Below are 26,592 nucleotides of genomic sequence, written 5' to 3' on the forward strand. Positions count from 1 at the left end.
AACTTAAAGCCTTTATAAATTCTTAATGGCTTCGGTCGTTAGAGCTTTCTGAGCGGCCTCCTGTTCTGCTTGGCGACGGGATCTTCCCACGCCGGTAGTAACCACGCCAAGCTTGGAAATCACAGCCTCGACAACAAATTCTTGTTCGTGGGCTGCGCCTCTGACATCAACGACCTCGTAAGACGGAAGCCCAAGATGCTTGCTTTGCAAGACTTCCTGAAGCATTGTCTTGGCGTCTTTACCGAGAGTGGCTGCAGTTAATTGGCTTAACATCGGCTCATACAATCGAATAATGACAGTTTGCGCCTGTTCGAAGCCTCCGTCGATGAATATCGCCCCAAATATGGCCTCAACTGCATCAGACATCGTTGACGGACGTCTGTTTCCTCCTTGGTGCATTTCACCCTCGCCTACGCAGAGGAATTCCCAGACGCCGATTTTCTCTCCGATTTCAGCTAAGGTCTGCATTTTGACTAAATTGGCTCTAACCCTTGAGAGAGAACCTTCATTAAAGTGATCCTCTTTCTGAAAAAGCGCATAGCCAATGACACATCCCAAGACTGAGTCACCTAAAAACTCCAGTCTTTCATTGTGCTCGGAGGAAAAAGAACGATGGGTAACAGCCCGTTTCAAGTATTTTTTATTCTTGAAGGTGTACCCGATTCTTTTTTCCAATTCTTCTAATGGAAGCATTTTCTTCCTCCTTAGTCAAAGAAACCGATTCTGCTTGGTTTAGAGACGTTGAGCCAAACCATAAAGGCTTTGCCTACGAGATTCTTTTCCGGTACAAAGCCCCAATAACGGCTGTCCTCAGAATTATCACGGTTATCGCCTAAAACAAAGTACTTGTCCTTAGGTACGGTACAGACCAATCCGCCCGGAACGTACTGGCAAGCCTTCGGATCAGTATGGGTCGGAAGAGCGTAGGCTCCTGACGGTGTGTATTTGTCTGTCAGAATCTTATGAGTTGTTTCTCCGAGCTTTTCTTCGCTCTGAAGAAGTTCCTGCATCTTGTGTTCATCAAAATATGTACCGTCATCTTTCAATGGGACAGGAACGCCGTTGACTTCTAATTTCTTGTTGATATAAGAAATTTTATCGCCGGGCAAGCCGACTACACGCTTGATGTAGTCAATATTCGGGTTAGGCGGATACTTGAACACGACAACATCGCCTCTCTGAGGTTCACCAACGTCCAAAATCTTGGTATTCAAGACAGGAACGCGCAGACCATAAGTGTATTTGTTGACCAGAATCATATCTCCTGTTTCCAGGGTCGGCATCATGGAGCCGCTCGGGATTCTGAACGGTTCAAAGAGGAAAGAACGGAGAACGAAAATAAAGAAAATAATCGGGAAAAATCCTGCTGTGTATTCCAACCAGCGAGGACGTTCCTTGGCACGAATCAAAATGGCATTTCTAGCAGCTTCAACCGTTTTTTCGCCTCTTCTTAAAGCTTCAGCGTTATCAGCATCAAAAGCTCTCAATTCATCCTGAGCTTCCTTTTTTCTGGTCGGAGCCAGTACGAATACATCCAGCAGCCAGAAGCAGCCGGTGACCACTGTCAAAATAAATAAAATCAGTGCAAAATTCATTTCTAACTCTTACTATTTGTCGTCTTGTTGAAGGATGGCAAGGAAGGCTTCCTGCGGAATTTCCACCGTACCGACCTGCTTCATACGTTTCTTACCGGCTTTCTGCTTTTCGAGCAATTTACGCTTTCGGGTAATATCGCCGCCGTAGCACTTAGCCAAAACATTCTTTCTCAAAGCCTTAACGTTCTCACGGGCAATGACGTTAACGCCGATAACAGCTTGAATTGCCACGTCATACATTTGACGAGGAATAATGCTGCGCATCTTAGAGACAATTTCACGGCCTCTGGCCACCGAGTTGGCTCGGTGAACGATGGAGGACAACGCGTCTACTTTGTCTCCGTTAATCAAAATATCAATCTTCACAACATCGGCTGCTCGATACTCTTTGAACTCGTAGTCCATAGAAGCGTAACCGCGGGTCAAGGACTTGAGCTTATCGAAGAAATCAAGAACAATTTCTGCCAAAGGCAAATCGTAATGAAGATGGACTTGTCTGCCGTGGTAGGCCAAATCGAGCTGAACGCCTCTCTTTTGGTTGCAGAGGGTCATAACCGGACCAACGTATTCATCCGGCACGAAAATTGTAACGGCATCGATTGGCTCGCGGATTTCAGCGATTTTTTCGACGGGAGGAAGCTTGGACGGGTTTTCAACGTGGATAACGTCGCCGTTTCTCATCAGCACTTCGTAGACTACGCTAGGCGCCGTCGTAATGAGATCCATGTTGTATTCACGTTCCAATCTCTCCTGCACAATATCCATGTGAAGCAAGCCCAAGAAACCTGCGCGGAAGCCGAAACCTAAAGCCTGAGAGACTTCCGGCTCAAAATGCAAAGCCGCATCGTTGAGCTGGAGTTTTGTCAATGCATCGCGCAAAGCTTCGTATTGATTGGATTCAACAGGATAGAGACCGGCAAACACCTGGCTCTTAACTTCTTTGAAGCCCGGAAGAGGCGCTGAGGCCGGTTTTTGAGCCAAAGTAACGGTATCTCCCACGCGAGCGTCTTTGAGCTCTTTGATGCCCGCAATAACAAAGCCTACCTGCCCTGCCGTCAATTCATTTCTTGTCTGAGATTTCGGAGTGAATACACCGACCTGCTCAACCAAGTGATTAGCGTTCGTGGCCATCAAATTGATTTTATCTTTAGGCTTGATTGTGCCGTTAACGACTCTGACGAGCATCACCACACCAACGTAGCTGTCATACCAGGAGTCGATAATCAATGCTTGCAAAGGTGCATCCGGGTCGCCCTTAGGAGCCGGGACTCTCTCGACAATTCTTTCTAAGATTTCATCGATACCCATACCGGTCTTAGCCGAAGCTTCAACGGCATCGGTAGCATCGAGGCCGATCACCTCTTCGATTTCTTCTTTTGCCTCGTCAGGATTTGCACTTTGCAAATCCATCTTGTTGAGAATCGGCAGAACTTCAACACCGAGTTCTATGGCGGTGTAGCAGTTAGCCACGGTCTGAGCTTCCACGCCTTGGGTAGCATCCACCACCAATAAGGCGCCTTCGCAGGCAGACAAGGATCTGCTGACTTCATAGCTGAAGTCAACGTGTCCCGGGGTATCAATCAGGTTGAGCTGATAGGTTTTGCCGTCTTTGGCTTTGTAATTTAAAGAAGCCGTTTGGGCTTTAATCGTAATTCCACGTTCTTTTTCCAGGTCCATCGAGTCGAGAACCTGAGATTCCATCTCTCTGTCTGAGAGTCCGCCGCATCGCTGGATTAAGCGGTCAGCCAGTGTAGATTTCCCATGGTCGATATGAGCAATGATGGAAAAATTTCTAATATTTTGCATATCTCTCTATTCGGTTGAGCCACTTGTCCGGATGGATCCAAAACAGATTGAATCCATATGGACAAGTTGTTCGAAAAAATGCGAAAGGGTACGTCCTAAAAACGTACCCCAACAAACTACATTTTTGTAATTAAGTTATACGGAGCCGAGCACCAAAGAACCATTCGTTCCACCAAATCCGAAAGAATTTTTCATGGCATAACGGATCTTCATATCTCGAGCCGTATTAGCGCAATAATCCAAATCGCACTCAGGATCCTGCTCAAAAATATTAATTGTCGGAGGAGAAACCTGATTTTTCAGTGCGAGCAAAGAAAATACGGTTTCAATACCGCCGGCACCTCCGAGAAGGTGTCCGGTCATGGATTTTGTCGAATTGACAACCATGTTCTTAGCGTGGTCGCCGAAAGCTTCCTTAATCGCCTTTGTTTCGTTGATATCTCCCACCACGGTAGAAGTACCGTGAGCGTTCAAGTAATCAATTTCATCGGGATTAATACCGGCTTGTTTAATGGCGTTGAGCATGCAACGGCGAGGACCGTCGGAACTTGGCGTGGTGATATGGTGAGCATCAGCAGTGAGGCCGTAGCCTAAAATTTCACCGTAGATAGTTGCCCCGCGTTTCTTAGCAGATTCGTAATCTTCAAGAACCACGACACCGGCACCTTCACCGAGGACAAAACCGTCTCTATCCTTATCAAAGGGTCTGGAAGCCGTTTCAGGGCTGTCATTTCTTCTGGATAAGGCATGCATTGAGTCGAAACCGCCAACGCCTAATACGCAAACGGTAGATTCTGCGCCGCCGGCGATCATGACATCGGCATCTCCGCGCTTAATCATCCAGGCCGCTTCTCCGATACTATGAAGACCGGTAGTGCAAGCCGTAGAGTAAGCTACGCTCGGGCCCTTCAAGTTCTTCATGATGGAAAGCTGTCCGGAGACCATATTGGCGATACTGCCGGTAATCAGGAACGGGGAAATTCTTCTAGCGCCTCTATCAATGTACATCTGATAGTTGCGGCAGATTTCCGGCAAACCGCCGATCCCGCTGCCAATGGCACATCCGGCCCGCAAAGCCAACTCATCGTCGATAACAAGTCCGCTGTCTTCCAGAGCCATCAAACCGGCAGCAACGCCGAAATGAATGAATCTGTCGAAACGTCTTGCTTCCTTTGCGGGAAGGTATTTTTCTACTTCAAAGCCTTTAACTTCACCGGCAATCTGAGAGCCGAAAGCGGAGGCATCAAATTGAGTGATCTTTGAAACGCCGGATTTTCCGGCAAGAGCATTTTCCCAGCTGGTTTTTGCATCATTTCCCAGCGGGCTGACCATGCCGATGCCGGTTACGACAACTCTACGCATTCAACTCTCCTTGAGGTGCTTCTAATAATTAGGCCTTCTTGTTGGCCTTGATGAAGTCAATAGCGTCTTGAACTGTCTGGATTTTTTCTTGTTGTTCGTCAGGGATTTCGATACCGAAGTTGTCTTCCAAAGCCATAACGAGTTCAACTGTGTCGAGAGAGTCAGCACCGAGGTCTGCGATGAAAGCGCTGTCATCTTTGATGTCTGCTTCGTTAATGCTCAACTGTTCTGCAACGACTTTTTTGACTTGTTGTTCGATATTGTCCATTTTTTACCTCTATTGGTTTATAAAAAAATATGGTTTGCCTTCATAAGGCCTAATTTTGCTATTTTACCAGAGCCTATTTAGCTTTGTACTACTCAAAAAGGCCATTCTTGTTTATAAACTGATCGGCCTTTCCGCAATTACAACCCTCCATTTACGAAATCGGGTACGGCCGACTTCAGGCTCAGGATTCTTTAATTTTTTACATGCGCATTCCGCCGTTAACTTCAATCACTTGTCCGGTGATATAGGAAGCGGCATCAGAAGCAAGGAAAACGGCTGTATTAGCGATGTCTTCGACCGCTCCGAGTCGACCCAAAGGAATCTGTGCAGACAAAGCTTTCTTCTGATCGTCAGAAAGAGCGTCGGTCATATCTGTGGCGATAAATCCCGGAGCAATGCAATTAACGGTAATGCCGCGGGCGCCGAGCTCACGAGCGATAGACTTACTCATCGCTATCAAGCCGGCTTTTGCAGCGGCATAGTTAGCCTGTCCGGCGTTGCCCATCATACCGACGATAGAAGAGAGGTTAATAATCTTGCCTTTACGAGCCTTCATCATGCCTTTCAAGAAGCAGCGGGTCAAACGGAAAGTGCCGGTGAGATTCGTTTCGATGACGGCATCCCACTGTTCGTCTTTCATTCTGAGAGCAAGAGTGTCTCTGGTAATACCGGCATTATTGATAAGAACACTGACTGCACCGAATTCTTTTTCGACTTCGGCTGCAAATGCATCGGTTTGGGCTCTGTCGGCAATATTTAAAACCTTGCCGCAGCCCTTTAATCCAAGTTCTTTGGCCTTAGCTGTAATTTTTTCAGCTCCGGATTGGGATGTCGCAGTCCCAATAACGGTAGCTCCCGCCTTCAGGCAAGCTTCAAAAATCGCAGCTCCAATACCTCTGGAAGCACCGGTAACTACGATAGTTTCCCCTTCTAATGCATTGGGTGTAAAAATAGATTTTGTCATTTTAGTTTTGTTCCTTTGTTTGTTCTGCTGCTTCAGCCAAGGCCTTTTGGCTGTTTAGAGCCATTGCCTTGACGTCAGGAGTAATTCTCTTGACCATGCCGCTCAAAGCAGCTCCAGGGCCACACTCATAAATCATAGTAACGCCCAATTTAGCCATTTCTCTGACGGTTTCTGCCCAGAGAACGGCACTGGCGGCCTGCGCTGCCAAAGCTTCTTTAATGTCTTTTGCGTCAGTTCTTGTTTTAACGTCAATATTGTGCAAAACCGGAATGCTCGGAGCTTTCACTTCTACTTCTTCCAAGCGGACTTTGAGCGCATCGGCAGCCGGCTTCATTAAGCTGGAATGGAAAGGACCGGAAACTTTTAATTGAAGAGCGCGTCTTGCACCGGCTTCAGTTGCAAGCTGCATGGCTTTTTTAAGAGCTTCAACTTCGCCTGCGATTACAACCTGACCCGGGGTATTGAAGTTGACTGCTTCGACAACGCCGAGGTCGGAAGCTTTAGCACAGATATCTTTAACTACATCATCGGCCAATCCGAGAACGGCAGCCATAGAACCTTGTCCAACCGGAACGGCTTTTTGCATTTGTTCTGCACGGTAGCGGACCAATTTCAGAGCTTCTTTGAAATCCAAAGCACCGGCCGCAACAAGAGCAGTGTATTCGCCGAGGCTGTGTCCAGCCATTACTTCAGGCTTTTTGCCGCCCAACGCCAAGTAATAACGGTACATTGCAATACTTGCGGCTAAAAGAGCGGGCTGAGTATTGACAGTTAGATTTAAATCTTCAGCAGGTCCCTCTGCGATTAATTTATTTAAATCAAATCCGAGGGCTTCGTTAGCTTCCTGCATAGTTTCTTGGACGACAGGTTCGTCCTTTAAGGAATCCAACATTCCTACTGCCTGACTTCCCTGTCCCGGGAATACAAATGCAAATTTTGTACTCAAGTTATTCTCCTTAGTATTTCAACAGAACGCTGGCCCAAGTAAATCCGCCGCCAACGCCTTGAAGCAACAGTATGTCGCCTCTTTTGATTCTGCCTGAGGAAGCAGCTTTATCTAATGCTAACGGGATACTGGCTGCTGAAGTGTTTCCATGAGAGTTGACGCTCACCATCATATTCTCAGGGTTGATTCCGAGCTTATCGGTGACCATGCTCATGATTCTCAAGTTTGCCTGGTGAGGGACAAACAGAGAGACATCACCGGGCTTCAAACCGGCTTTTTCCAGAACTTCCCTGCCGCTTTCGGTCATTTTTTCGACGGCTGCCTTAAATACGGCTTTACCGTTCATGAAAATGTACGGATTTCCGACAAGTTTTCCGTTTTCAATTCTTCCGTCTGCGCGGAGAACTTTTTCTCCAAGGGCTCCGTCAGCCTTCATTGTGTAAGAAAGGATTCCCGGCTCAGAGGACGCTTCCAAAATAACAGCCCCTGCTCCGTCACCGAAGAGCACGCAAGTAGTACGGTCCTGCCAATCCAAGATACGCGATAAAGATTCGGAACCGATTACCAAGACTTTTTTGAAGTTTCCGCTTTTGATCATAGAGTCTGCAGTGCAGAGAGAATAAGCGAACCCGGAGCAGACGGCCTGCAAATCAAAAGCAGCTGCATTAGAACATCCGAGAGCCGCTTGAACCTGACAAGCACAACTCGGAAAGATATTATCAGGGGTTGTTGTAGCAACTATGATTAAATCGATATCTTCAGGAGAAAGATTTGTTTTAGACAACGCCGACTTTGCGGCTTCGACAGCAAGAGTTACCGTCGTTTCTCCCTCAGAGACGAGATAGCGCTGTTCAATTCCGGTACGAGTTTTAATCCACTCGTCGCTTGTTTCGACACCTTCGACACTTAATCTTTCAGCGAGTTCTTTATTAGACACGCATTGCTTAGGCAGAGCGCTGCCGGTAGAAAGAATTCTTGAAAAAACTGTTTGTTCCAATTTGGAAATCCTATTAAATCGTTGGCCGTAAGGTTACAACAATCTTTGGTCTGAAAAGAAGCTCAAAAAGCCCAATTTGTCATTGCACTCAAACAATTGAGAGAAGTTAACGTTAAATTAGTGCAGCTGTTGCTAACTTGGCTATAACTTCGCAAAACGGCCTAAAAGTCGCTAAATTTAAATTGCTAAATAAAGTAACAAAGCCGATAACAGACAGAATTATCAGTCCGTGACGAGATTTATCTTCCTCTTCCAAGATCATCCTTGAGTAAGGCAATTGGAATCACTTGTTTGACTTATTTCCACCTTGTCAGACAATTTTCGTCGAAGAGCACAGTGCTCAAGAAAGCCGAAATAAACTAATGGCAGTAGTAGAAAATCTTCCACTACTGCCATTTTTTTCGGTTAATTAGCTTAACTCAATGAGTCTCAAACTCTCCGACGTGGGGCCGAGCGAGTGCTAATTAAGAAACTTATTCTTCGTCGCCAGCCTTAGTTGCAACTACTTTCTTACCACGGTAGAAACCTGTGGCAGAGATGTGATGACGACGATGAACTTCACCAGTTGTCGGTTCGACAGCAAGTGGAGGATTTGTAAGGAAATCATGTGCACGATGATTCCCGCGCTTGTTTGTTGACTTTTTATTTTGCTGAACAGCCATGGTTAAACCCCACGAATTAAAAATAATTTTTAAGCGAGTAAAGAAAACCTTTTTCGCCCATACGAAAGTTGCGGATTTTACATCAAAAATAGCTATCAAACAACTTAGAGCGTGAGATAACTATTGAGTAGATAAAATTCCTATGGAAAGAATGACGTTACTATGTAAAAAGGAGAAGTGCATTACGCCTTCTAATTTACAGTAACAAAATTTTTATGCCGCTTTGAGTACCGAGCTCTTCCGCATTCGCTGAGAGCCTTCCTCAAGTCAAATCATTTAATCTTTCGCTTATTCTACTTCTTAAAATGCCTTCCATTATTCCGAGCAAGAATTAGAAAAATGGAAGGCTTTAATTTATAGGCAAGAGAATCAGAACACTATTCTTAGACCAATGTCAGCTCGGTACTCTTGTTTGACCTTTGCTGCAAAGGAGCGTTTTACCTGTGCAAATCCCTTCACATTCTTACCGAAATTAACAGATGTGCCAGCAACAACTTCGCCCCAGGTGTCCCTCAGACTGACGTTGCTTTGATTTTTAACCGGGCCCAAAGAATAATCCGCTTTGTACTTAGCCGTAAAGTCTCTTAAACCTGATAGTCTGACGAAAGTTTGAGCATTTTCGCTTCTATATCCTGTCTGAAGGCCGACTCGGCCTATTAAACTATTTACCCTCTTAACCTTGGCCTTCACCCCAGTATCGGTCTTATAGGTAACGGAATTAACACGTCCATAAGTCAGCTGCAGTTGTGGTTCAATGAACCAACTATCGCTTAAGAAGAACTGTTTACCGTATTCTGCTCCGATTTGATAGCCGAACGTATGATAAGAGCCTTTGCTTATGTAGCGATACTGATCGGAAATGGCCGTGAATTTATTATTCATCCGACTAGCTTTGAATATGACATCAAAATATCCTGCATTTTCAAATTGCTTAGTTCCGTAAAGAGCCACGCTTCCTAACCAATTCTTGCCTTTCCCGGAATTAGCTAATTTTCCGTCACCGTGGATATATTCAAAAGAGCCGCCGACGGTCCAGCCAAAGGCTCCTCCAATGTTTCTGTCTAGTCCTAAGGTAATGCCGTAGTATTTATTACTCAGATAATTGCCGGAACTTGTGTATTTATTCTTTCCAGCGATTCCTCTGACCCACATACCCTCCAACTCAGGAGTCATTCTGACCTCTCCCATTCTCTGAGAAAGGGTTTCAGTGTTTTCTCTCCAAATAAAGTAGTTTGCAATACCAACTGACTCTAAAGAAGCCATGGTTGAAGTCTTCCCATCAGGCATAGGCAATGGACTGGGAGTAGATATGTCGTGAGATGGCTTATCTTGAGAGGGACTGTCTTTTGGGTTATCTGCGGGATCATCTTTGGGACAGTTTCCTAATTCTTCACAGCTCTTCTGCGGAACGCCATCTTGCGCAGAAACAGTCTGTGCCTTTAATACCGATGGACTAGTGGTTTGCGCTTGAACTGTTGCGCCAAAAGAGTCAAGTACGGTATCAACCGTCTCTTTATCTTCGTCATCAACGTTTGCAGCGTATAAAGCGAGTCCATCTGTTGGGGCCGTCCTAGCTCTTGCCATCATCCTTGTACTTGATTGAACTTTCGCTTGTTGGGCAGCCGCTTCAACCGGGTCAACCATATTTGTTTCTAACCCATACAAAGATTTTCTAATATCGTCGTTAATGCCCTTAATTGCCTCGGGAACCACCCCTACGTTGGCTGAATTTTCTAAGTAAAAGTCACCTACATAACTCTGTGCAGGAATCAAAATTCCTTCTGCAACATTGATGGTTACTGTGCCACGTACTGAACGGTCAGAAGTCGCTCCAACATTATCAACATTTGCCGCATTCAGAACATTCTCCTGAATACCGATTTTATTGACTTTGTCGTATAAAGCTAGGTTAACAAGATCATTTTTTGAAAGATTTGCTACTGCATCTTTTCCAATAATTAAGTGGTTAGCAACATCCTTAACCAAAATTCGTGAATTTTCTGCCTTTTGCAAATACAAGTGAGCAAAATCATTCACCGATCTTTCGGGCTCTTGGGCTACAGCCACCTTACTTCCTTTGTCTACATCATAGTTGACAAGGAAGTTAATGCTGCTTCCAGGGCTGACGTTTTTAATAACAACGGGGTTCTTAGTAACCTTCAGGGCATATCCTCCGGTACCTTCAGCCTCCATTGCCGCTTTGAATTCAAATACGGCATTCCCTTTGAACGTTCCGTCAACAAACGCGTAAGAATTAGGCTCTTCGAACGAAATAACATAAGGTTTATCGGATGAACCTGCCTCTAAAACAAAATGTTCTAAAGCATTTTTATCTGCGATTCCCAACCCGGTAGCTGCATCATAGGAGGCTAGAAAAGAACCCGTGTAGCCATTAGCAGCCGTTTTTGGAGAAACATATAAATTTGAATTTTTCCCAAGAGTAAGTTGATTTCCCAACTCTGTCGGAGTCAGTTTTAGAGTGACACCACCGTCGGCAACCAAACTCCAACTACTCTTTGTATTCACATCATTTACAAATCGATGTCCCAAAACTGCGACATCACCTCCGTCGACTCTAAAGGTTCCTTTTAGTTCAGTGACGGTTGCTCCTTTGCCGGCTGACACATTTCCATATTGAAAATGTGGAGTGACTACAACCCCGAAACCTTTTTTATCACCCGTATTACCAACAATAATTTGGGAGCCCTCACCTTCATTCAGAGAGGTAATTGTTTGTCTACCTCCCAAGTTTACGACTGCAGCCACCAATGGTGCTTTTGTATATGAACCGACAACCACCGGCTCCGTCCCTGTCGCGGAAGGTACTCCTTCAACTACAACTTTATCCCGAAGACCTATGAACTGTCCTCCGGTTTCTAAAGTTTCGGCATTTATCCATACGTTAGAATGGTTAAGAAGACCAGCGATAATGCGGTACTTATTGTCCGGAGCTGAGACATTAATAGTCCCAATTCTAGAAATTTTCTGAGTTTGGGAACCAGTCCCTACGTTAAAAACAACTCCGGTCTTAGTTGCAAATAGTTTCTCAATTTCATCAATTTCTTGCAAACATTCTGCCATCCTCCGTACCAAGATTTTCTATAGTTCCCGAAAATTTTTGAACTATGGAATAAGATTTGTCAGCACCGTTCGAAGTAGATAAATAGAATCCTACTCCCTGCCCTGCAATCGGCGTAGAGTCAGTTTTAGATTTAACTAATGAAATAGTCCCTATATTTATTGGTGTGTTTTCCTCTATGCCTGCTATTTCCTGGCTTGCATTGAAAACTGATGAGCCAACGGTTTTGAAGAAGCAGTTGTAATCAAAACCATTTTTCTTGGAGTAGTTGACTAATTGCAATTCTTCTATGTTTGCCGATTGGATCTTCTGCTCAGCTCTCATAGCTTTGGAACTAATAGTCATATTAAAGATGCCGGCACTCCCAGTTGAATCTTCCCAACGAAGAGTTTTTAATGGATTTTGTATAGTGACAGACTGCGCCGTTACAGCCGATGTACTTCCAGCGACCTGAGCCAGTGGTTTATTAATTACTCTACTGGCAGCAGGCAAAAAAAATGGTCCCTTCCGGTAGTTCAACGCTAATTTCTGTTTGTGCGCAATTCGTACCGTTATACCAGGACCCCGGCATGTTATAGGTTAATGTTGTTGCGTTCCATTTTGCCGTATAGCTTCCTGTCATAAAATTCTTTTCATTTAAAATAATTTTTGAATAGACTGGAGAGGAAATTTGCATCAGTACCAAGCACACAGCTACCGCGGTGCCTGAAAGTTTAAATTGAGTATTTTTCATCATTGCCTTCTCTGAAAAAATATCTGGAAAACTCAACTCGAAATCTGTTGAAAAGAAAAGCAAGGTTCGTCTGCATCCCATTGCATTGACGAACCTCAGAACTCACAGCCTGAGGGTATCGAGCTGCGACAGTCACGGACTGTATGTGGGAAATAAACAGGTCACTGAGGAATGCACCTAAAAACAACAGTGGAATTCGAGTAACTAAAACGTCTTTCGTCTTCTTTTTTCACGCTTATGCGCTCAAATTTTTGGTTCTTCTGAATGCAGAAGTCCTCTGCATTCTTTAAGAGTTCTACAGTCAGAAAATCTCCTGACCAATGTTCTTCGCTGATAGCCGAAATTTGAAACTGGCCATCCTCTATTTCTGCAATCCCCATCTGCTTTGGAGAATGAACACAGCCGGACACAACTAAAACCGTCACAAGAAGCAGAATTTTTTTCATTTGAGTTCCCTCCTCTTGGATTTATTTTCTTGAGGTTCCGAAGAAATATTCAGCTGGGCTTCAAGAGGCGTTAAATCAATAGATACTTTTCCGGGATCCAGCCGATATAGATGAGTTGTCTTCGGATCAAAAAGCAACCATCCAAGTAAAAATCCATTAAAGGTATTGCCAAAGACGTACCAAGCGTTGTTATGGAAAGTGAGGGTCAGGTCTGCTGCGCGATAACCGCCCTTTTCGATATGAATTGAATAATCGTCACCTTTAAAGAATCCTCTGGCTTTTGTAAGCTCTTCCTTAAATGGTGTAAGGCCTTTGTAGACTATTTCTCCACTGCGATTTGTAATCATGATGGAAGCGCCCGAAGGATTGGTTTCAATTTCCACCAACTGAGTCGAAGAAGAAAAAACAGAGGCACATCCGCTAAGCGCCAGCAACGCTAAAGCGCCCGAGGACATTAGCAGTGTTCTTTTAAGCATAGAATTTCCTTGGTTGGCCCCTCCCCTGTGTCTAGAGGAGGGGAAACGTATAAAATGTGGATATATGAAGAGTTTGAAAGTTAGAAGACGTAGCGAATTCCGGCGTCTACTCGATACTCTTGTTCCAGATCAGAGGCAAAAGATCTCTTGGCTTGTACAAATCCATACGTATCTTTGCGGAAGTTGTATGTACCCCCGATGGTAATTTCGCCCCAAGTGTCTTTCATACTGATGCGGCTCTTGTTCCATGCTCCATGGTCCAAGTGGTAACGAGCTTTATATTCGCCTTTAAATTCCCGTAAGGCATCAACTTTGACAAAAGCGCTTCCCTTTTTACCTTCTTTACCGACGCCTATTCCGGCTCGGCCTATCAAACTGTTAAGGTTGTGAACATCAACATTCAATGCATTGAACGTTCTGTACTTAACGCCTTTGATATGGCCGTAGGTAAGCTGGAGCTCAGGATCGATATACCAAGTCTTGTCTTTATTCAAGTAATGCTTGTTGCCATATTCGACGCTAGCCTGGAAAGCATATGTGTGGTATTTGCCTTTTGACAAGTAACGGAACTGATCACTTATAGCGGTAAATTCATTGTTTAAGCGACTGCCCTTCACAATAAGATCCAAATATCCGCCGTTTTGGAATTTTCTCGTACCGTAGAAAGAAAGAGTACCGATCCAGGTGTCGCCACTGCCACCGTTGGCCAACTTACTTTGTCCCTTCATGTAAGTCAATCCGATGCCATAAATCCAATCCGTTGCCGGTACTCTTCTGCAGGGAGCTCCCTCTCCGTCAACTTCACGACATTTATATTCATCGGTAAAGGTTTGATGAACTCTGTCTAAACCAATCTGAATTCCGTAGTACTTATTCTCGAAATGGCGTTTACCTTTATCCCACTTGTTCTTCCCAAGGATTCCACGGAACCACAATCCTTCCAGTTCGGGATTATCACGGACTTCCCCTAAGCGTTGATAAAGGGTTTCGTTTTCTTGCCTCCAGAGGAAATAATTAGTTAACCCAATGGAATCAAGAGCATCCATTGTTGAAGTTGTACAGCCGTTCCCGACATCCAGAGAACCGTCCGGCTTTGTCGGAGGCGTAACATCATCCCATGGATTTGGATTGACTGGCTTCGGATCTTCTGGAGTTGGATCAACCGGATCCGGTGCACAGTTGCCATATTTTGTGCAATCATCTTCGGGAGGTGTAACTTTCTCCTCAACTTTCGTCACAAAAGTATCGACTTTCCCATAAACCTCACCCATATTGTCGATGCCATCTTCTTCGACTTTATTGCCTTCTTTAGGATCTTCAGTATCGTCTAATGCTAAAGCGGCAATTTTTTGAGTTGCTGTCCTAGTAGTTGCGCCGTTTTTTTCAGCTTCTTCTTTACGCAACTGTTCAGCATTCTTCAAAGGCTCGGAGTCAGCTAAATTGCTTGTATCGACATCCAATTTACTATTGAATTCATTGGTGTATTTATTACGGTCATACTGTGCCAGGAATTCATGGAAAATTTCATTATCGTTAAAGCCATAAGGATTATTAGCATCGTAATTGTCCTTATTCTCGATGTAGTACTCAGTTACATACGTTCTCTGAGGAGTAATGATGCCCTCTGGAATAGTAAATGAGACTTTTCCCGCTACCATGTTATTCACCGGGCTTCCCGTGAATCGATTGTGCGTGGATGAAACTTTTTCTGTTGTAATCGTCTGCTCAACCAGTGTGCCGTCGTCCAGCGTAAATTTTTTCGTTTCTGTATTTGACTCGAGAGTCTTCTTTTGCGGATTAATCTTATCTAGAAACTCATCATGATCATCCGTAATTTTAGTCTGTGTTCCATCACTGCCAGTCTGTCCGGTCTTTTCGTTCAGAACCGATTGATGCGGCAGAAGAACATGCTCATCTGTCCAGCTATGGATAAATACATTGTTAGCTGCCTGTCTCAGAATATAAATGGCATTTTCATCAAAATACTTCTGTATTTTCGGTTGCTCAGAGGCAAATGCAACTCCCGGATAAGCAGCATCCAAATCTTTTCTTAGACTTGAAGTATCAATCTTAAGGTTCAATCTACTAGATTCTCCTGAAGTTTCCTGAGCAATCACTTTATGAATAATCACAGGATTCTTATTAACAATCAGCTGATTTCCCTGATCAAAAACTTTCTTGTAAGCCTTTTCTACTTCGATGCTGTGCGTATTCACACCCTCATCTGTCAGAACCACATAATCTTGGCCTAAAGCATCTGTTTTAAATTCTCCAAATTTTTCTAGTTCTTTCTTCTCATCAGCCCCTGCCGCTTTCCACTTGTTTAATAATTCATTTTTGTAGTTAGTCAGATAAGTTTCACTATTCTCTTTAAAGAAATCGGTGCGAGAAGTCCATTTATCATCACCTTTGAAATCCAGAGCACTGTGGAAAACGATTGTGCCGTGACCCAAGTATGCACCCTCGACATTCAGATAGCTATTTTTTCCTTTAAACTCAATTTCGTACGGATGTTCTACACCCTGACTGTCTGTTACTGGGCGTAATTGCAGGAACGCACGAACTTGATCGGGTCTTAAAATCGTTGAGGGCTTTGAATTAGCAACTAAAGGTGAACGGTCTGTCACAATTATATTGTTGCCGTCAGCAATAGTCAGTCTGTTTTGAATTTTTTCCGATGAACTCCCTGTAGCCGGATAAAGTTGACCCTCCAATCTAAGACCGACTGATTTTGAATACTTTCCGCCTTGTTCTCCAAAGACAGCAATATCACCGTTGTAAACCTCAAAACTTCCTTTCATCAAGGTCTCTGTAAAGGACCCTGCTATCTTCGTCGGATCTGGATTAGTTTGGTAGTGAGGGAATACCAAAAGGGCATATGTACCGTACCTGCTGTTGTTATCAGTTGCTGCTCTCATTTGCGTCTTGGCTGACAGTAATACAGGCTGATCCGGATTCGTACTTATAATTTCCTGGCGCCCGCCTCTATTTGCAATGGCCGCATAGGTGGAAAGCGTCTGAATATACTGATGGGGAGGAATGGCCACGGAAAAGCCGTCCACAACAATACTGTCGGAAACATAAATCCTTTGAACGGAATTATTACTATCATTTTTGCCGCCGATATTGGTTCGGTTGTAGACCCCGATAGCTCCGGTGAACTTACCGTCACCAAAGACCTCAATTTTTCCTACTTCAACATTTTGTGTTAATTGTGCTTCGAAGGTATTTCCTTTGATGTCGTTGATAATGCGTGCATTCACAGCATGAATTTCATTGACTTTACGAATATCTTGCAAAAAATACTTAGTACTTCCGCTGGTTTGATCATGCTCCTGAACAATACCAATTCCCAATGGATGTAATGAGGTACCAAGACTCTGGATAACTCCCTCAAATTTTTGTTCTAAGCGATTATATGAATTCGACGTGCCTCCTCCGTATGAGCTAATACCATGGGTCGTATGCGGGGAACGAGGATTTGTCACTGTTCCTGCCATCACAATGTTAGCTTTATCTAGGTGCCATCCATCCTCTTCAAATAAAGTCACAGAACCGGGTACGTGATCACTAGCTGTAGCTATGGCTCCAACATTACCAGTGACTGTCTGGTAGGTATACATACTGCCTTTGTAAACAAGCATGAAAAGCACATTACCTTGAGGCGTCCAACTTTCATCGGTAGGAGCAATGTAATTCTCCAAAACGTTTCCATTCCAACCGAACTCGCCCAGATTTACCTTTTGAGTACCGGCACTGCGCAGACTTATCAATGCGCTCGTGGAACCCTGTTTTTCGGTTCCATCTCCCCACGAAACACCAGTCACCGGAGAATCGAAGTTATAGGTACCGGTAGAATTAATCAGACTGGCTCCTATTGTGCTTGTTGAAGTTGCAGAAATAGGTAAAACAATACTCACTTTGTTATTGACCTTATTTCCATCAAAAGTATCAGGCACATAGACTCTGGTTATTTTTCCTCCGGCTCCCTTTAAGCTGCCTTGCAATTCCATGAGAGTTGAACTGACTGAGTTATCCGCAGTTATGCCATAGAGTTCAGCCATTTCTTTATTGTTTGCGAGCTTAATCCACTCTTCAAAAGTGGAGCCTGCCCACAAAAATGACCAGTCTTGTCCTTCCTTAAAACCATAAGTGGTGCAAGTAGCTTTTGAAAAATCAGAAGTCCCGGTAACTGCGCCGGTTGAGTCTCTTTCAATTAGTTCTCCGTCCAAATACGGATTATTTGGGGATAGAGGATTGGCACTCCATTTTCCTAAGTATTCATAATTGGAAATTGTTTGTGCGTTTACGGACGGATTGAAGGCTGCCAGCAACACAGCCACTACAACCGGTGAAAGCACAAAGGATTTAAAGGTTTCTTTATAAGAGTTTTTCTTCGAGACAGTCATTTCTGGCTCCAAAGTTAGATTTGGAACGAGGAGAGAATGAAAGTATTTACAAAACGTGAATGTTCCTTCCTACAGAAAGGAATTAACCTTTCTTATCACCTCACCCCGTACCAAATAATTCATTTACTGGGTTTAAAGGCTTTTAAGAAAAGATTGATAATTTTCAAATCCAAGCCAAAGGTTGCTGGCAATAACACTTTTGACTAAACGAAGTGTCTGCAGCATACGTGCGAGCAAGGAAATTGGCTTTAAAAGATGGAAAATCACCTTTTTTTCTACAAAGAATGATCCGAAATGGCAGACAAATTGCCTATTGAATTTAGAATCCGAAACTTTTGAAGAAGTACCGGTGTGTACACTAACCGGAAGCTCTTCCTTGCCGGCCAAGGCTCTCACTAAGCAGGAATTAAAAAGGAGGTCAAAATTATTTCCGCAAAGAATTCTTTTTAATCTTTGAGAAGTTTTATTACCAGCTGAAAAAGATTGAGCGCAATAACTTAGTTTGTTAAAAAATTGACGTTTGCGCAGTCGAGAAATGGAGAAAAAGGGCAGGTGTGTAAGAATCAGGTTATTGCCGAAAAAGCTACAACCCCCCCCCTATACTTCCGGGAGCTGGCCTTACAAACAAAGCCAGAAATGAATTTTCTAATAACATGATGTTTCCTCAGATTTCAGACGGTATAAGTCTTTTGTTTTTCATACCCATTATGGTGTAGATGTTGCAAGATGTAATTCGGGTTTTCTCCAGAAATTCGTAGAATCCCAAATATTTGTATGACAATTGAATTCCGTTCAGCGCACCAACCTTACAAATTAAAAGGATTTTCTTTTGGTCTTTACCTTAATTTTTATTCAATAATCTTGCTTAAGAGGAACGAGGAAAATTATTTATAAAATTCAAAAAATTAAATCTCTTTGTTTTTGAGAAAGACGCGAAATTAATTACTTATATAAAAATCATTACTTGTGCAGGGGGTACTAATTTCAGTTAAAAGACCTTGGACTTAACGTACAAATCAGATTTTCCAAAGTTGCTTTAAAGCAACAATTCTCAATAAATAAAAATGTAAAAACTTTACTTATTTAAAAGACTTTTCCGCGTCTTTTAACATTTTTGTTAGCAAATAAACAAGCTATTTCTCCTTCAAAATCGTATTACTCTGCTTGGTTGCCCTTTATTCCTCCTTGGAAATGATGGAAAAAGGAAATTAAAAACATCGTCAGTTTCTTGACATATTTGTCAACGCTCTGCCAACCTTAAGTTTCGGATTGCCCGATTTCTAAGATAAAAAAACAGGCCCACGAATAGAGCCTGCGAACAAAATAAAAAATTTTCTGAAGATTACTTGCTGAATTTCATGCCTTTTAATTTTGCAAAAGGATTTTCTTTTTCTACCGGTCCATTATCTTTATTCAACTTCTGCTTATCCAGACAAGCATAATCATGAGATGGAACCAAGGGAATGGAAAGAATAATTTCTTCTTCAATCCAGTCCATCACATTAAGTTTTTCGCTGCCGACGACAACTTCAGTGTCGTCATCTTCTTCGATAGGTATGGTATCGGCTTCCTCTTCGGATTTAGCAAATCTGAAAACTACCTCTCTATCAATTGGAACCTCAACAGGATCATTGCAGCGGTTGCACGGAACGGCAACTTTACCGTGAAGCTCCATAATGGCGCCTGGCCAGCCTAACTTGCCTATCATGCCGGTAATAACATAATCGAAAATATCGTCATGATTGGATGCAGTTTCTGCCAATCTTTTCATATCGCCGACTCTGACTTTGCCTTCGATTTTCCTTTTATCTCTGGACATTCTGTATACGTCTACATAGTCGGTCGACTTGAGTAACTCTGTCATTTGCGTTCCTTTTTTCGATCTATCCGGTTTTAAAATAAGGCCTGTTTACAACAAATGGCCTAGCTATGACTTCAAAACCCTCTTTAATTCTTGGTTCCAGCTCTCCTTACCGCAAGGAATTGCTGGAAAGATTACATGTGAAATTTACCACTGACTCCCCTCAGGTGGATGAAACTCCGCTCAAAGAGGAAAGTCCGAGAGATTTATCTTTACGCTTATCGCGCCTAAAAGCCCGTGCCGTCGCACAGAAACATCCGGGATGTGTCGTCATCGGTTCCGACCAAGTATTGGATCTGGAAGGGAAATGCGTCGGTAAACCAGGCAACAGAGAAAACTGCATCAAGCAGCTCGAGGAAATGTCCGGTAAAACCTTAATTTTCCATACGGCAATGACCGTTATCGATGCAAACGGTTTAGGCCACTCTGCTGTTGTCGATACAACCATCAAGATGAAAGAGCTCAAGAGAGAAACGATTGAAGCCTACGTTGACCTCGAACAACCGTTCAATTGTGCAGGTTCCGCCAAATTAGAAAAACTCGGGATCTGCTTAATCTCCTCTTTCCAGTCTGACGACCCAACAGCCATTATTGGTTTAGGTCTAATTGAATTGACTTCCATGCTGGAAAAATGCGGCATCGAAGTTCTCCCCGGACTTAAATAAGGAAATCTCATGGCTGGCTGCCTCTTTATGCTTCCCGTTCCGATTTCGGATAGCCCTGCAGAAGAATCTCTGCCGGCCTTGACAATCGAAACAGCAAAACGTTTGGATTATTTCTTGGCTGAGAACGCCAAGTCTGCCCGTGCTTTCTTAAAGAAAATCGGACACCCTAAACCTATTGCTGAACTGAGTATCGTAGAGATAGGTCACCGGCCCGATCCGGCTCAAGTTAAAAAGTGGCTTGAGCCATTGGCAGCAGACCATGACATTGGGATTGTCAGCGAAGCAGGCTGCCCCGGCATTGCCGACCCCGGGGCACAAGTTGCTCAGAAAGCCCAAGAAATGAACTATCGAGTTCGTCCTCTGGTAGGCCCCTGCTCAATGATTTTGGCTTTAATGGCATCCGGCATGGACGGTCAGAATTTCAGATTCTGCGGTTATCTTCCGATAAAAGAACCGGAAAGATCCAAGACCATTAAAGACTTGGACAAAAGAAGTACCTTTGGCTCCGGAGAGACTCAGTTGTTTATTGAGACTCCGTATAGAAATAATCAAATGCTCAAAGATCTTTTGGCCTCCTGCAGTCCTCAGACACGAGTACTCGTTGCAATGGACATCACAGGCCCGGAAGAATTTATTAAAACCAAGACCGTAGAGCAGTGGAAAAAAGAAAACCCGGAACTGCCGAAATTGCCTTCAATTTTCGGAATTCTCGGACCTCAGAAGCCGGCAAGAAGAAACCGGTAGCCTGTGTCGATCAACGATACAGGCGCACCTCCTCTATTTCAATTCTTCAAGAGTTTTCTGAAGTTCTTGAACCGTGTTCACAATCTTAGTCGGATGATACTGTTCCAGCTCTTTTCTGCTCATTGCGCCGTAGGAAACGGCAACGGTATCAACACCGGCATTCTGAGCCATCTTTAAATCATGTTCAGAATCGCCAATTACAACTGCATCTTCCGGCTTTAAGCCATATTTTTTCAGTAATTTGTTGACCATCTGAGGCGACGGCTTTGGTTCAGATTCTGACGGACAAATATTGAAATCAAAGTACTTATCAAACCCAAGCATCTTATCCAAACGGTCAAGGCTTGCTCTACCCTTCCCAGTCGCAATGGTCAAAATAAACCCTTTCTCTTTAAGAGAAGCAAGCATTTCTTCAATGCCGTCGAAATAACCTGCTTCTTTTGCACGAGCAAAGAAATACTTATTGAATCTGTCTGTGAATTCCTGCAATTTAGAAAGAGACTTGTCGCCGGATACCTGCTCATAAATAACAGAGAGACTGAGACCGATAGTTTTGCGGGCAAAGTCTAATGTAATCGGCTTCCAGCCCATTTCATTAACGGCGTTTACTTCCGCCTCGGACAAATATCTAATGGAATCAAAAAGTGTTCCGTCAAAATCAAAAATAAGGAGTTTTTTCTTATTTTGCATTTTTCTCTAATACTTCAATAAGTTGTTTACATTCTGCCGGCAGCGGACTTTCGATGATAAGTTTGTCTCCGGAGATAGGATGATTTAATGTCAGTCGATGCGCATGGAGGAACATTCTCTTAAACGGAACTCCCAAAAGTCCTTGCTCGACTTTGGCATTAAAGTCAAAATCTCCGTATTTGTCATCGCCCACCAACGGAAAGCCGGAAGCTTGAGCATGGACACGAATTTGATGAGTGCGCCCCGTCTTCAGTTCAACTTCCAAATAAGAAACCTGTCCGAATCTTTCAATCAAAGTAAAAATGCTGTGGCTCGGCAGTCCTTCTTCTTTATCAACCCTGACTCTTCTTTCTCCGGAGGCCGTTAAAAATTTATGCAAAGGAAGTTTGACGTGCTGCCTGTCGTTTACCCAATCTCCTTTGACTAAGGTAAGGTAAACCTTTTGAACCTCGCCTTCACGCATCATTTCATGGAGACGAACAAGAGCTTTTCTTGATTTTGCAAGAATAATCGCTCCTGAAGTATCTCTGTCGAGCCGGTGAGCCAATTCTAAAAACTGATCCGGTCCGAAAGTCGTTCTCATTCTTTCGATTAAACCGTAAGAAATGCCGCTTCCGCCATGACAAGCCATGCCCGCAGGTTTTTCTACAATAAGAATATCTTTATCTTCAAAAAGAATGTTGGGCATGTCTTCCGATTTAATCGGAGGAACATAGGTATTAGGCTTTTCTTCCACGCGAATAGGAGGAACACGAACCAAATCACCGGTTTTTAGTCTAGCTTCTACTTTTACTCGGCCTTTATTTATTCGGACTTCACCGTTTCTGACCATACGGTAGATATGAGACTTCGGCACGCCTTTTAATAAAGTAATCAAAAAGTTATCCAATCGCTGACCGTCATTGGCCGGTGAAACGGTCACTAAACGAGCTTTCAAATTTTGAGGTTCAAGCTTAGACGGCCCGACAGGCTTTTGTTGTTTTTGGACGCTTTGCTTCTGCTCCTTCTGGGCAGAACGGATTTGCTCCAGGATATCTTTGCCTTTCCTTGTTCGGCCTTTTGCCTCAGGCCGTTTTCTATTCGTAACTTCTTTGTCCGTTGCTTTTTTTTGCAGATGGCGCTCTGTGCTCATTTGTTTTAAAATCCTCATCCGAGACAAATTATTAGCCGTTTGAAGGTGCCGCTAAGACTATAAAGCTCTTGTGCTTAGGCCTCAAAGCTCGATATAAGACACGTTGTTGTCACTAATAATTCTCGTCGCTCGTAAGCGTTGATTGTAGCCTTTTCGGACAACTTTAATTTCCGCCTGCTAGGAAATTGAGATCCCGGACAGCTCATCACGCAAAATGTTGAACATAAATCCGAGAGATTCGAGAACAATTTCTCAATGGATCTTCGGTGGCGTTTCTTTTATTAGAACGTCTTGCTGTAAAGAATATTTTTTGTTTTGCTGTGCAGCGTCCGGTTGATGCTGCAGGCAGAGAAGAACTAGAAGTTGTAGTTGTTGTTATTGTTTTTTAACTGGTAGAGGAAAGTAATTGAGCGTTTCCAACAGGGGAGAAATTCCGGCCCGGGATCCAAGAATCCTTTGGGGGCCTATCTCTCTATGCATAAAATCTGAAACGGAAAGCTCAGCGGATGCCCACAAATTACTAGCTTACCTTTTAACTAAACGTCCTCATCAATCTTTCACCTAGAGACATATTCTTTCAGCACGCCTGTGATCCGCGTCAGTGATCGAGGAGTGCCCAATGAAGCGCATGTTATTTAATGCCACGCATCCTGAAGAGCTGCGTGTCTGTATCGTTGACAGCCAACAACTGATCGACATGGATCTGGAGTCGTCTGCCCGCGAACAAAGAAAGTCAAATATTTACAAAGGTATTATTACCCGTGTTGAACCCTCTCTGGAAGCCTGCTTCGTAGACTACGGAGAAGAAAGACACGGCTTTTTGCCTTTTAAAGAAATCTCTAAAGCCTATTTCAACGAAGGTGTCGACTACAGAACAGCTACTATCAAGGAAGCCGTTTCCGAAGGCATGGAACTCATCGTTCAAGTTGAAAAAGAAGAAAGAGGAAACAAGGGCGCTGCTCTGACAACCTTCATTTCTTTGGCTGGCCGCTATCTTGTCTTGATGCCGAACAATCCTCGCGGAGGCGGCGTCAGCCGCCGCATTGAAGGCGAAGAAAGAGAAGAGCTCAAAGAAAACCTCGGCAAGCTTCAGCACCCGAAAGGCATGAGCCTTATCGCTCGTACCGCCGGTATCGGCAGAAGCGTTGAAGAGCTTCAATGGGACTTGGATTATCTTCTTAAACTATGGGAAGCGATTGATGATGCAGCTAAACCGCAATACGATGACGGCAAAGGCAACATCGTTGATACCGCCACCATCAACGGCAGACCATTGAAGAGAGTCAATCCGGCTCCTTTCTTGATCGTGGAAGAAAGCAACCTGGTGATTCGCGCCATCCGCGACTACTTCCAGCCGGAAATCAGCGAAATTCTCATTGATACCGACGAAATCTATGAACAGGCCCGTCAATTTATGAGCCATGTCATGCCGGACATGGTCGACAGAGTCAAGAGATATCACGACGACATTCCTCTGTTTACCCGCTTTTTAGTGGAAAAACAGATTGAAACGGCTTATTCCCGCACGGTTCCTCTTCCCTCCGGCGGCGCTATCGTTATCGACCACACCGAAGCTTTAGTGGCTATCGACGTTAACTCAGCCAAGTCCACCAGAGGCGCCGATATTGAAGAGACAGCTTTCAAGACCAATATGGAAGCTGCCGAAGAAGTAGCCCGCCAGATGAGATTGCGCGACCTCGGCGGTTTGATTGTTATCGACTTCATTGATATGGAGAATCCGAACAATCAAAGAGAGCTTGAGCAGAAGATGAAAGAGGAGCTCAAGAACGACCGAGCCCGCGTCCAAGCTGCCAAGATTTCCCGCTTCGGCTTAATGGAAATTTCCCGTCAAAGACTACGTCCGACATTGTATGAAGGCAGCCACATCACCTGCCCGAGATGCAACGGCGTCGGTGTTATCCGCGACACAGAATCCAGTGCAATTCAAGTTCTTCGTATTCTTCAGGAAGAAGCTCTTAAAGACGGTACAGCCGCTATGCAGGCTCAGGTCCCGGTTGATGTCGGCACATTCCTTCTCAATGAAAAGAGAGACGATATCGCCAAGATTGAATCTCGTCACAAGATTAAGATTTTCTTGATTCCAAACAAGAACTTAGAAACTCCTCATTATCAGATCGAAAGAATTCGTCCTGATGATGAAAGACTTGATTCGGTCCTTCCAAGCTACGAAAGAGTTGAAAGCTTTGAAGCCGAAACCGATGAGCCTTACTCCAGAGCTCCTCAACAGCATACTTCCGACAGACCTAAACAAGTCCCTGTTATCAAAGGACTTCCAGCCCGCGAAGAAGCTCCGAAGCATGTTGACTCCAAGAGCAAAGCTCAGCCGAAAGAAAAGAAACAATCTTTCTGGCAAAAGGTTATCAGCTTCTTTACCGGAGCCGAAGAATCTACGGAAGAACAGGCTAAGAAGGAAAAAGCTAAGAGCCGCAAGGAACAGAAGACTTCTAAGGCTCAGGAAAGAAAAGCTAAACCGACAAGAGCCGAAAGAGCAGAACGAAAGAATGCTGCCAAAGGCAGAGATCAGGCTAAGCAAGATAGATCCGATCGTTCTGAAAAAGCAGAAAAACCTTCTCGCTCTGCCTCTAAAGCCGAAGGCAAGAGAGACAGAGGTGAGGAAAGACGAGCTTCTAAGAAAGCCGAAACCATGCCTCAGCAAACTCCTGCTCCAGAGAGCAAACCGGAAGAAACAAAACTTCAGAGACGCTCTGAAAAAGAGGCTCAGCCGCAGTCAAGACGCACAAAAGAAATTGCAAATGTGCCGGCTTCCCTTCCCTCCAACGATGAAGCGGAAGTCACTGCAACTTCGTTAGTTGCGGCAGAAGTAATTAAACCGCAAACTGACTCCGTCAATGTTCCTGCTCAGTCAAAGGAATCTGATAATAAAGTCAAAGCCTCTGCTCCGGCTGCTGAAACGGCCCCTGCCAGAAAGCCAAGACGCTCCAGAAAGGAAAAGGCAGAATTATTTGACCAGGTTGAAACTCCAAAACCGCCGGTTGCGGTTGACCCGGTTACAGCCGCCGTTGAAGTCGCAGTGATGGATCAGGTTAACGCTTTCGTTCCGCATCAAGAAGCCGCAACAGTTTCTGTACCGTCTTCAGAAATTCCATCCGTTAATGTTTCTGACTTATCTCTCGGAGAAAAGCCTGAAAAACAATTCAGACACAATCCGTACAGAACACGCAGAGGCAGGGGAGAAAGAAAGCCGCAGACTGAAAAAAACACTGAACAGGTACAACCATCCGCAGAAGTAAAAACTGTAGAGGCTGCTCCGGCTCAGCAGGCTGAAACTTCTTCTTTACCGGAAATTCACAAGCCCGCTCATGAAATCAGCTTCAAGGCGGAATCTTCGGTTCCGGCGCAGCCCGTTAAGGAAGAACCCAAGCAGGAAGTTAAGACAGAACCAGAAGCAGTGAAAAAATCAACGGATGCTACTGCTCACGCTCCAGCGCCTATCGAAACTTCTGCTCCTGTCCTGGAGTCTATCCCCACTCAGGTAGAAACAGCCAAAGAAAAACCAGCAGCTAAGCCTGCCGAGAAAGCTAAATCAGCTGAGGAACCAAAACTTGAACTTGTATCTACCAAGGCAACTGATGGACCAACTGTAGAGGTTCAGAAGCCGAAGTTAGGCAGAAAGAGAATCAAGAAGACAGTTTCTGAAGAACCGTTCGTTTTAGAACAAGTTCAGACAACAGCTAAAGAATAGCCTTCCCTGACTTTAGAGCCCGCTGCAAGCGGG

General features: G+C 44.2%; 22 protein-coding genes. 4 read left to right on the forward strand and 18 right to left on the reverse strand.

Annotated elements, in window-relative coordinates; all coding sequences use genetic code 11:
* Positions 1–12 precede the first annotated feature (12 nt).
* From rnc to ACYQ4O_RS04695, 16 genes are all read right to left on the reverse strand, one after another.
* Positions 13–693 (reverse strand): ribonuclease III, encoded by a 681-nt coding sequence (gene rnc / locus ACYQ4O_RS04620; RefSeq protein WP_308513903.1) that lies wholly within the window; start codon positions 691–693, stop codon positions 13–15.
* An 11-nt stretch (positions 694–704) separates the two neighbouring features.
* Positions 705–1,595 (reverse strand): signal peptidase I, encoded by an 891-nt coding sequence (gene lepB, locus ACYQ4O_RS04625; RefSeq protein WP_460174889.1) that lies wholly within the window; start codon positions 1,593–1,595, stop codon positions 705–707.
* Between the two features lie 12 nt (positions 1,596–1,607).
* Positions 1,608–3,401 (reverse strand): translation elongation factor 4, encoded by a 1,794-nt coding sequence (gene lepA / locus ACYQ4O_RS04630; protein ID WP_460174890.1) that lies wholly within the window; start codon positions 3,399–3,401, stop codon positions 1,608–1,610.
* Between the two features lie 135 nt (positions 3,402–3,536).
* Complete coding sequence (fabF, locus tag ACYQ4O_RS04635) at positions 3,537–4,763, reverse strand: beta-ketoacyl-ACP synthase II (protein ID WP_308513906.1); 1,227 nt, start codon at positions 4,761–4,763, stop codon at positions 3,537–3,539.
* 28 nt (positions 4,764–4,791) lie between these two features.
* Positions 4,792–5,031: an acyl carrier protein gene (acpP, locus tag ACYQ4O_RS04640; RefSeq protein WP_066591548.1), complete on the reverse strand. Its 240-nt coding sequence runs from the start codon at positions 5,029–5,031 to the stop codon at positions 4,792–4,794.
* A 199-nt stretch (positions 5,032–5,230) separates the two neighbouring features.
* Positions 5,231–5,995: a 3-oxoacyl-ACP reductase FabG gene (gene fabG / locus ACYQ4O_RS04645; protein ID WP_308513907.1), complete on the reverse strand. Its 765-nt coding sequence runs from the start codon at positions 5,993–5,995 to the stop codon at positions 5,231–5,233.
* 1 nt (position 5,996) lies between these two features.
* Positions 5,997–6,941: an ACP S-malonyltransferase gene (gene fabD, locus ACYQ4O_RS04650; protein WP_460174891.1), complete on the reverse strand. Its 945-nt coding sequence runs from the start codon at positions 6,939–6,941 to the stop codon at positions 5,997–5,999.
* Between the two features lie 10 nt (positions 6,942–6,951).
* On the reverse strand, positions 6,952–7,938 hold the full coding sequence (locus tag ACYQ4O_RS04655) for a beta-ketoacyl-ACP synthase III (RefSeq protein WP_460174892.1): 987 nt from the start codon (positions 7,936–7,938) through the stop codon (positions 6,952–6,954).
* Between the two features lie 473 nt (positions 7,939–8,411).
* Positions 8,412–8,600: a 50S ribosomal protein L32 gene (gene rpmF, locus ACYQ4O_RS04660; protein WP_066591541.1), complete on the reverse strand. Its 189-nt coding sequence runs from the start codon at positions 8,598–8,600 to the stop codon at positions 8,412–8,414.
* Between the two features lie 369 nt (positions 8,601–8,969).
* Complete coding sequence (locus ACYQ4O_RS04665; protein ID WP_460174893.1) at positions 8,970–11,681, reverse strand: autotransporter outer membrane beta-barrel domain-containing protein; 2,712 nt, start codon at positions 11,679–11,681, stop codon at positions 8,970–8,972.
* On the reverse strand, positions 11,656–12,171 hold the full coding sequence (locus ACYQ4O_RS04670; RefSeq protein ID WP_460174894.1) for a hypothetical protein: 516 nt from the start codon (positions 12,169–12,171) through the stop codon (positions 11,656–11,658). Before ACYQ4O_RS04670 ends, ACYQ4O_RS04665 begins: the two co-directional genes overlap by 26 nt.
* Positions 12,155–12,415 (reverse strand): hypothetical protein, encoded by a 261-nt coding sequence (locus ACYQ4O_RS04675; RefSeq protein ID WP_460174895.1) that lies wholly within the window; start codon positions 12,413–12,415, stop codon positions 12,155–12,157. The genes ACYQ4O_RS04670 and ACYQ4O_RS04675 overlap by 17 nt, the downstream gene beginning before the upstream one ends.
* Before the next feature lie 158 nt (positions 12,416–12,573).
* Positions 12,574–12,858 (reverse strand): hypothetical protein, encoded by a 285-nt coding sequence (locus ACYQ4O_RS04680; protein ID WP_460174896.1) that lies wholly within the window; start codon positions 12,856–12,858, stop codon positions 12,574–12,576.
* Positions 12,855–13,334: a peptidase associated/transthyretin-like domain-containing protein gene (locus ACYQ4O_RS04685; protein ID WP_460174897.1), complete on the reverse strand. Its 480-nt coding sequence runs from the start codon at positions 13,332–13,334 to the stop codon at positions 12,855–12,857. Before ACYQ4O_RS04685 ends, ACYQ4O_RS04680 begins: the two co-directional genes overlap by 4 nt.
* An 80-nt stretch (positions 13,335–13,414) precedes the next feature.
* Entirely contained in the window at positions 13,415–17,743 is a 4,329-nt protein-coding gene (locus ACYQ4O_RS04690) for an autotransporter outer membrane beta-barrel domain-containing protein (protein WP_460174898.1), read from the reverse strand.
* A gap of 1,342 nt (positions 17,744–19,085) precedes the next feature.
* Positions 19,086–19,607, reverse strand: a complete 522-nt coding sequence (locus ACYQ4O_RS04695) for a YceD family protein (protein WP_460174899.1) — start codon at positions 19,605–19,607, stop codon at positions 19,086–19,088.
* Between the two features lie 65 nt (positions 19,608–19,672).
* Between ACYQ4O_RS04695 and ACYQ4O_RS04700 the strand changes: the two genes are divergently transcribed.
* Positions 19,673–20,269 (forward strand): Maf family protein, encoded by a 597-nt coding sequence (locus ACYQ4O_RS04700; protein WP_460174900.1) that lies wholly within the window; start codon positions 19,673–19,675, stop codon positions 20,267–20,269.
* Positions 20,270–20,278: 9 nt separating this feature from the next.
* Complete coding sequence (locus ACYQ4O_RS04705) at positions 20,279–21,013, forward strand: SAM-dependent methyltransferase (protein WP_308514255.1); 735 nt, start codon at positions 20,279–20,281, stop codon at positions 21,011–21,013.
* 33 nt (positions 21,014–21,046) lie between these two features.
* On the opposite strand, the gene ACYQ4O_RS04710 is transcribed toward ACYQ4O_RS04705, so the two are convergent.
* Both ACYQ4O_RS04710 and ACYQ4O_RS04715 read right to left on the reverse strand, forming a co-directional pair.
* A complete protein-coding gene (locus tag ACYQ4O_RS04710; RefSeq protein ID WP_308514253.1) occupies positions 21,047–21,703 on the reverse strand; it encodes an HAD family hydrolase in 657 nt (218 codons plus the stop codon).
* Positions 21,693–22,835 carry an RluA family pseudouridine synthase gene (locus ACYQ4O_RS04715; RefSeq protein WP_460174901.1) on the reverse strand — a complete coding sequence of 381 codons (1,143 nt, stop codon included), beginning with the start codon at positions 22,833–22,835 and terminating at the stop codon, positions 21,693–21,695. Before ACYQ4O_RS04715 ends, ACYQ4O_RS04710 begins: the two co-directional genes overlap by 11 nt.
* 266 nt (positions 22,836–23,101) lie before the next feature.
* Here ACYQ4O_RS04715 and ACYQ4O_RS04720 point away from each other — a divergent pair, with 266 nt between their 5' ends.
* Positions 23,102–23,224: a hypothetical protein gene (locus ACYQ4O_RS04720; RefSeq protein ID WP_308514251.1), complete on the forward strand. Its 123-nt coding sequence runs from the start codon at positions 23,102–23,104 to the stop codon at positions 23,222–23,224.
* Positions 23,225–23,454: 230 nt separating this feature from the next.
* On the forward strand, positions 23,455–26,559 hold the full coding sequence (locus tag ACYQ4O_RS04725; RefSeq protein ID WP_460174902.1) for an Rne/Rng family ribonuclease: 3,105 nt from the start codon (positions 23,455–23,457) through the stop codon (positions 26,557–26,559).
* The last annotated feature ends 33 nt before the right edge of the window (positions 26,560–26,592 follow it).

The organism is Turicimonas sp. TL08 (assembly GCF_054660695.1).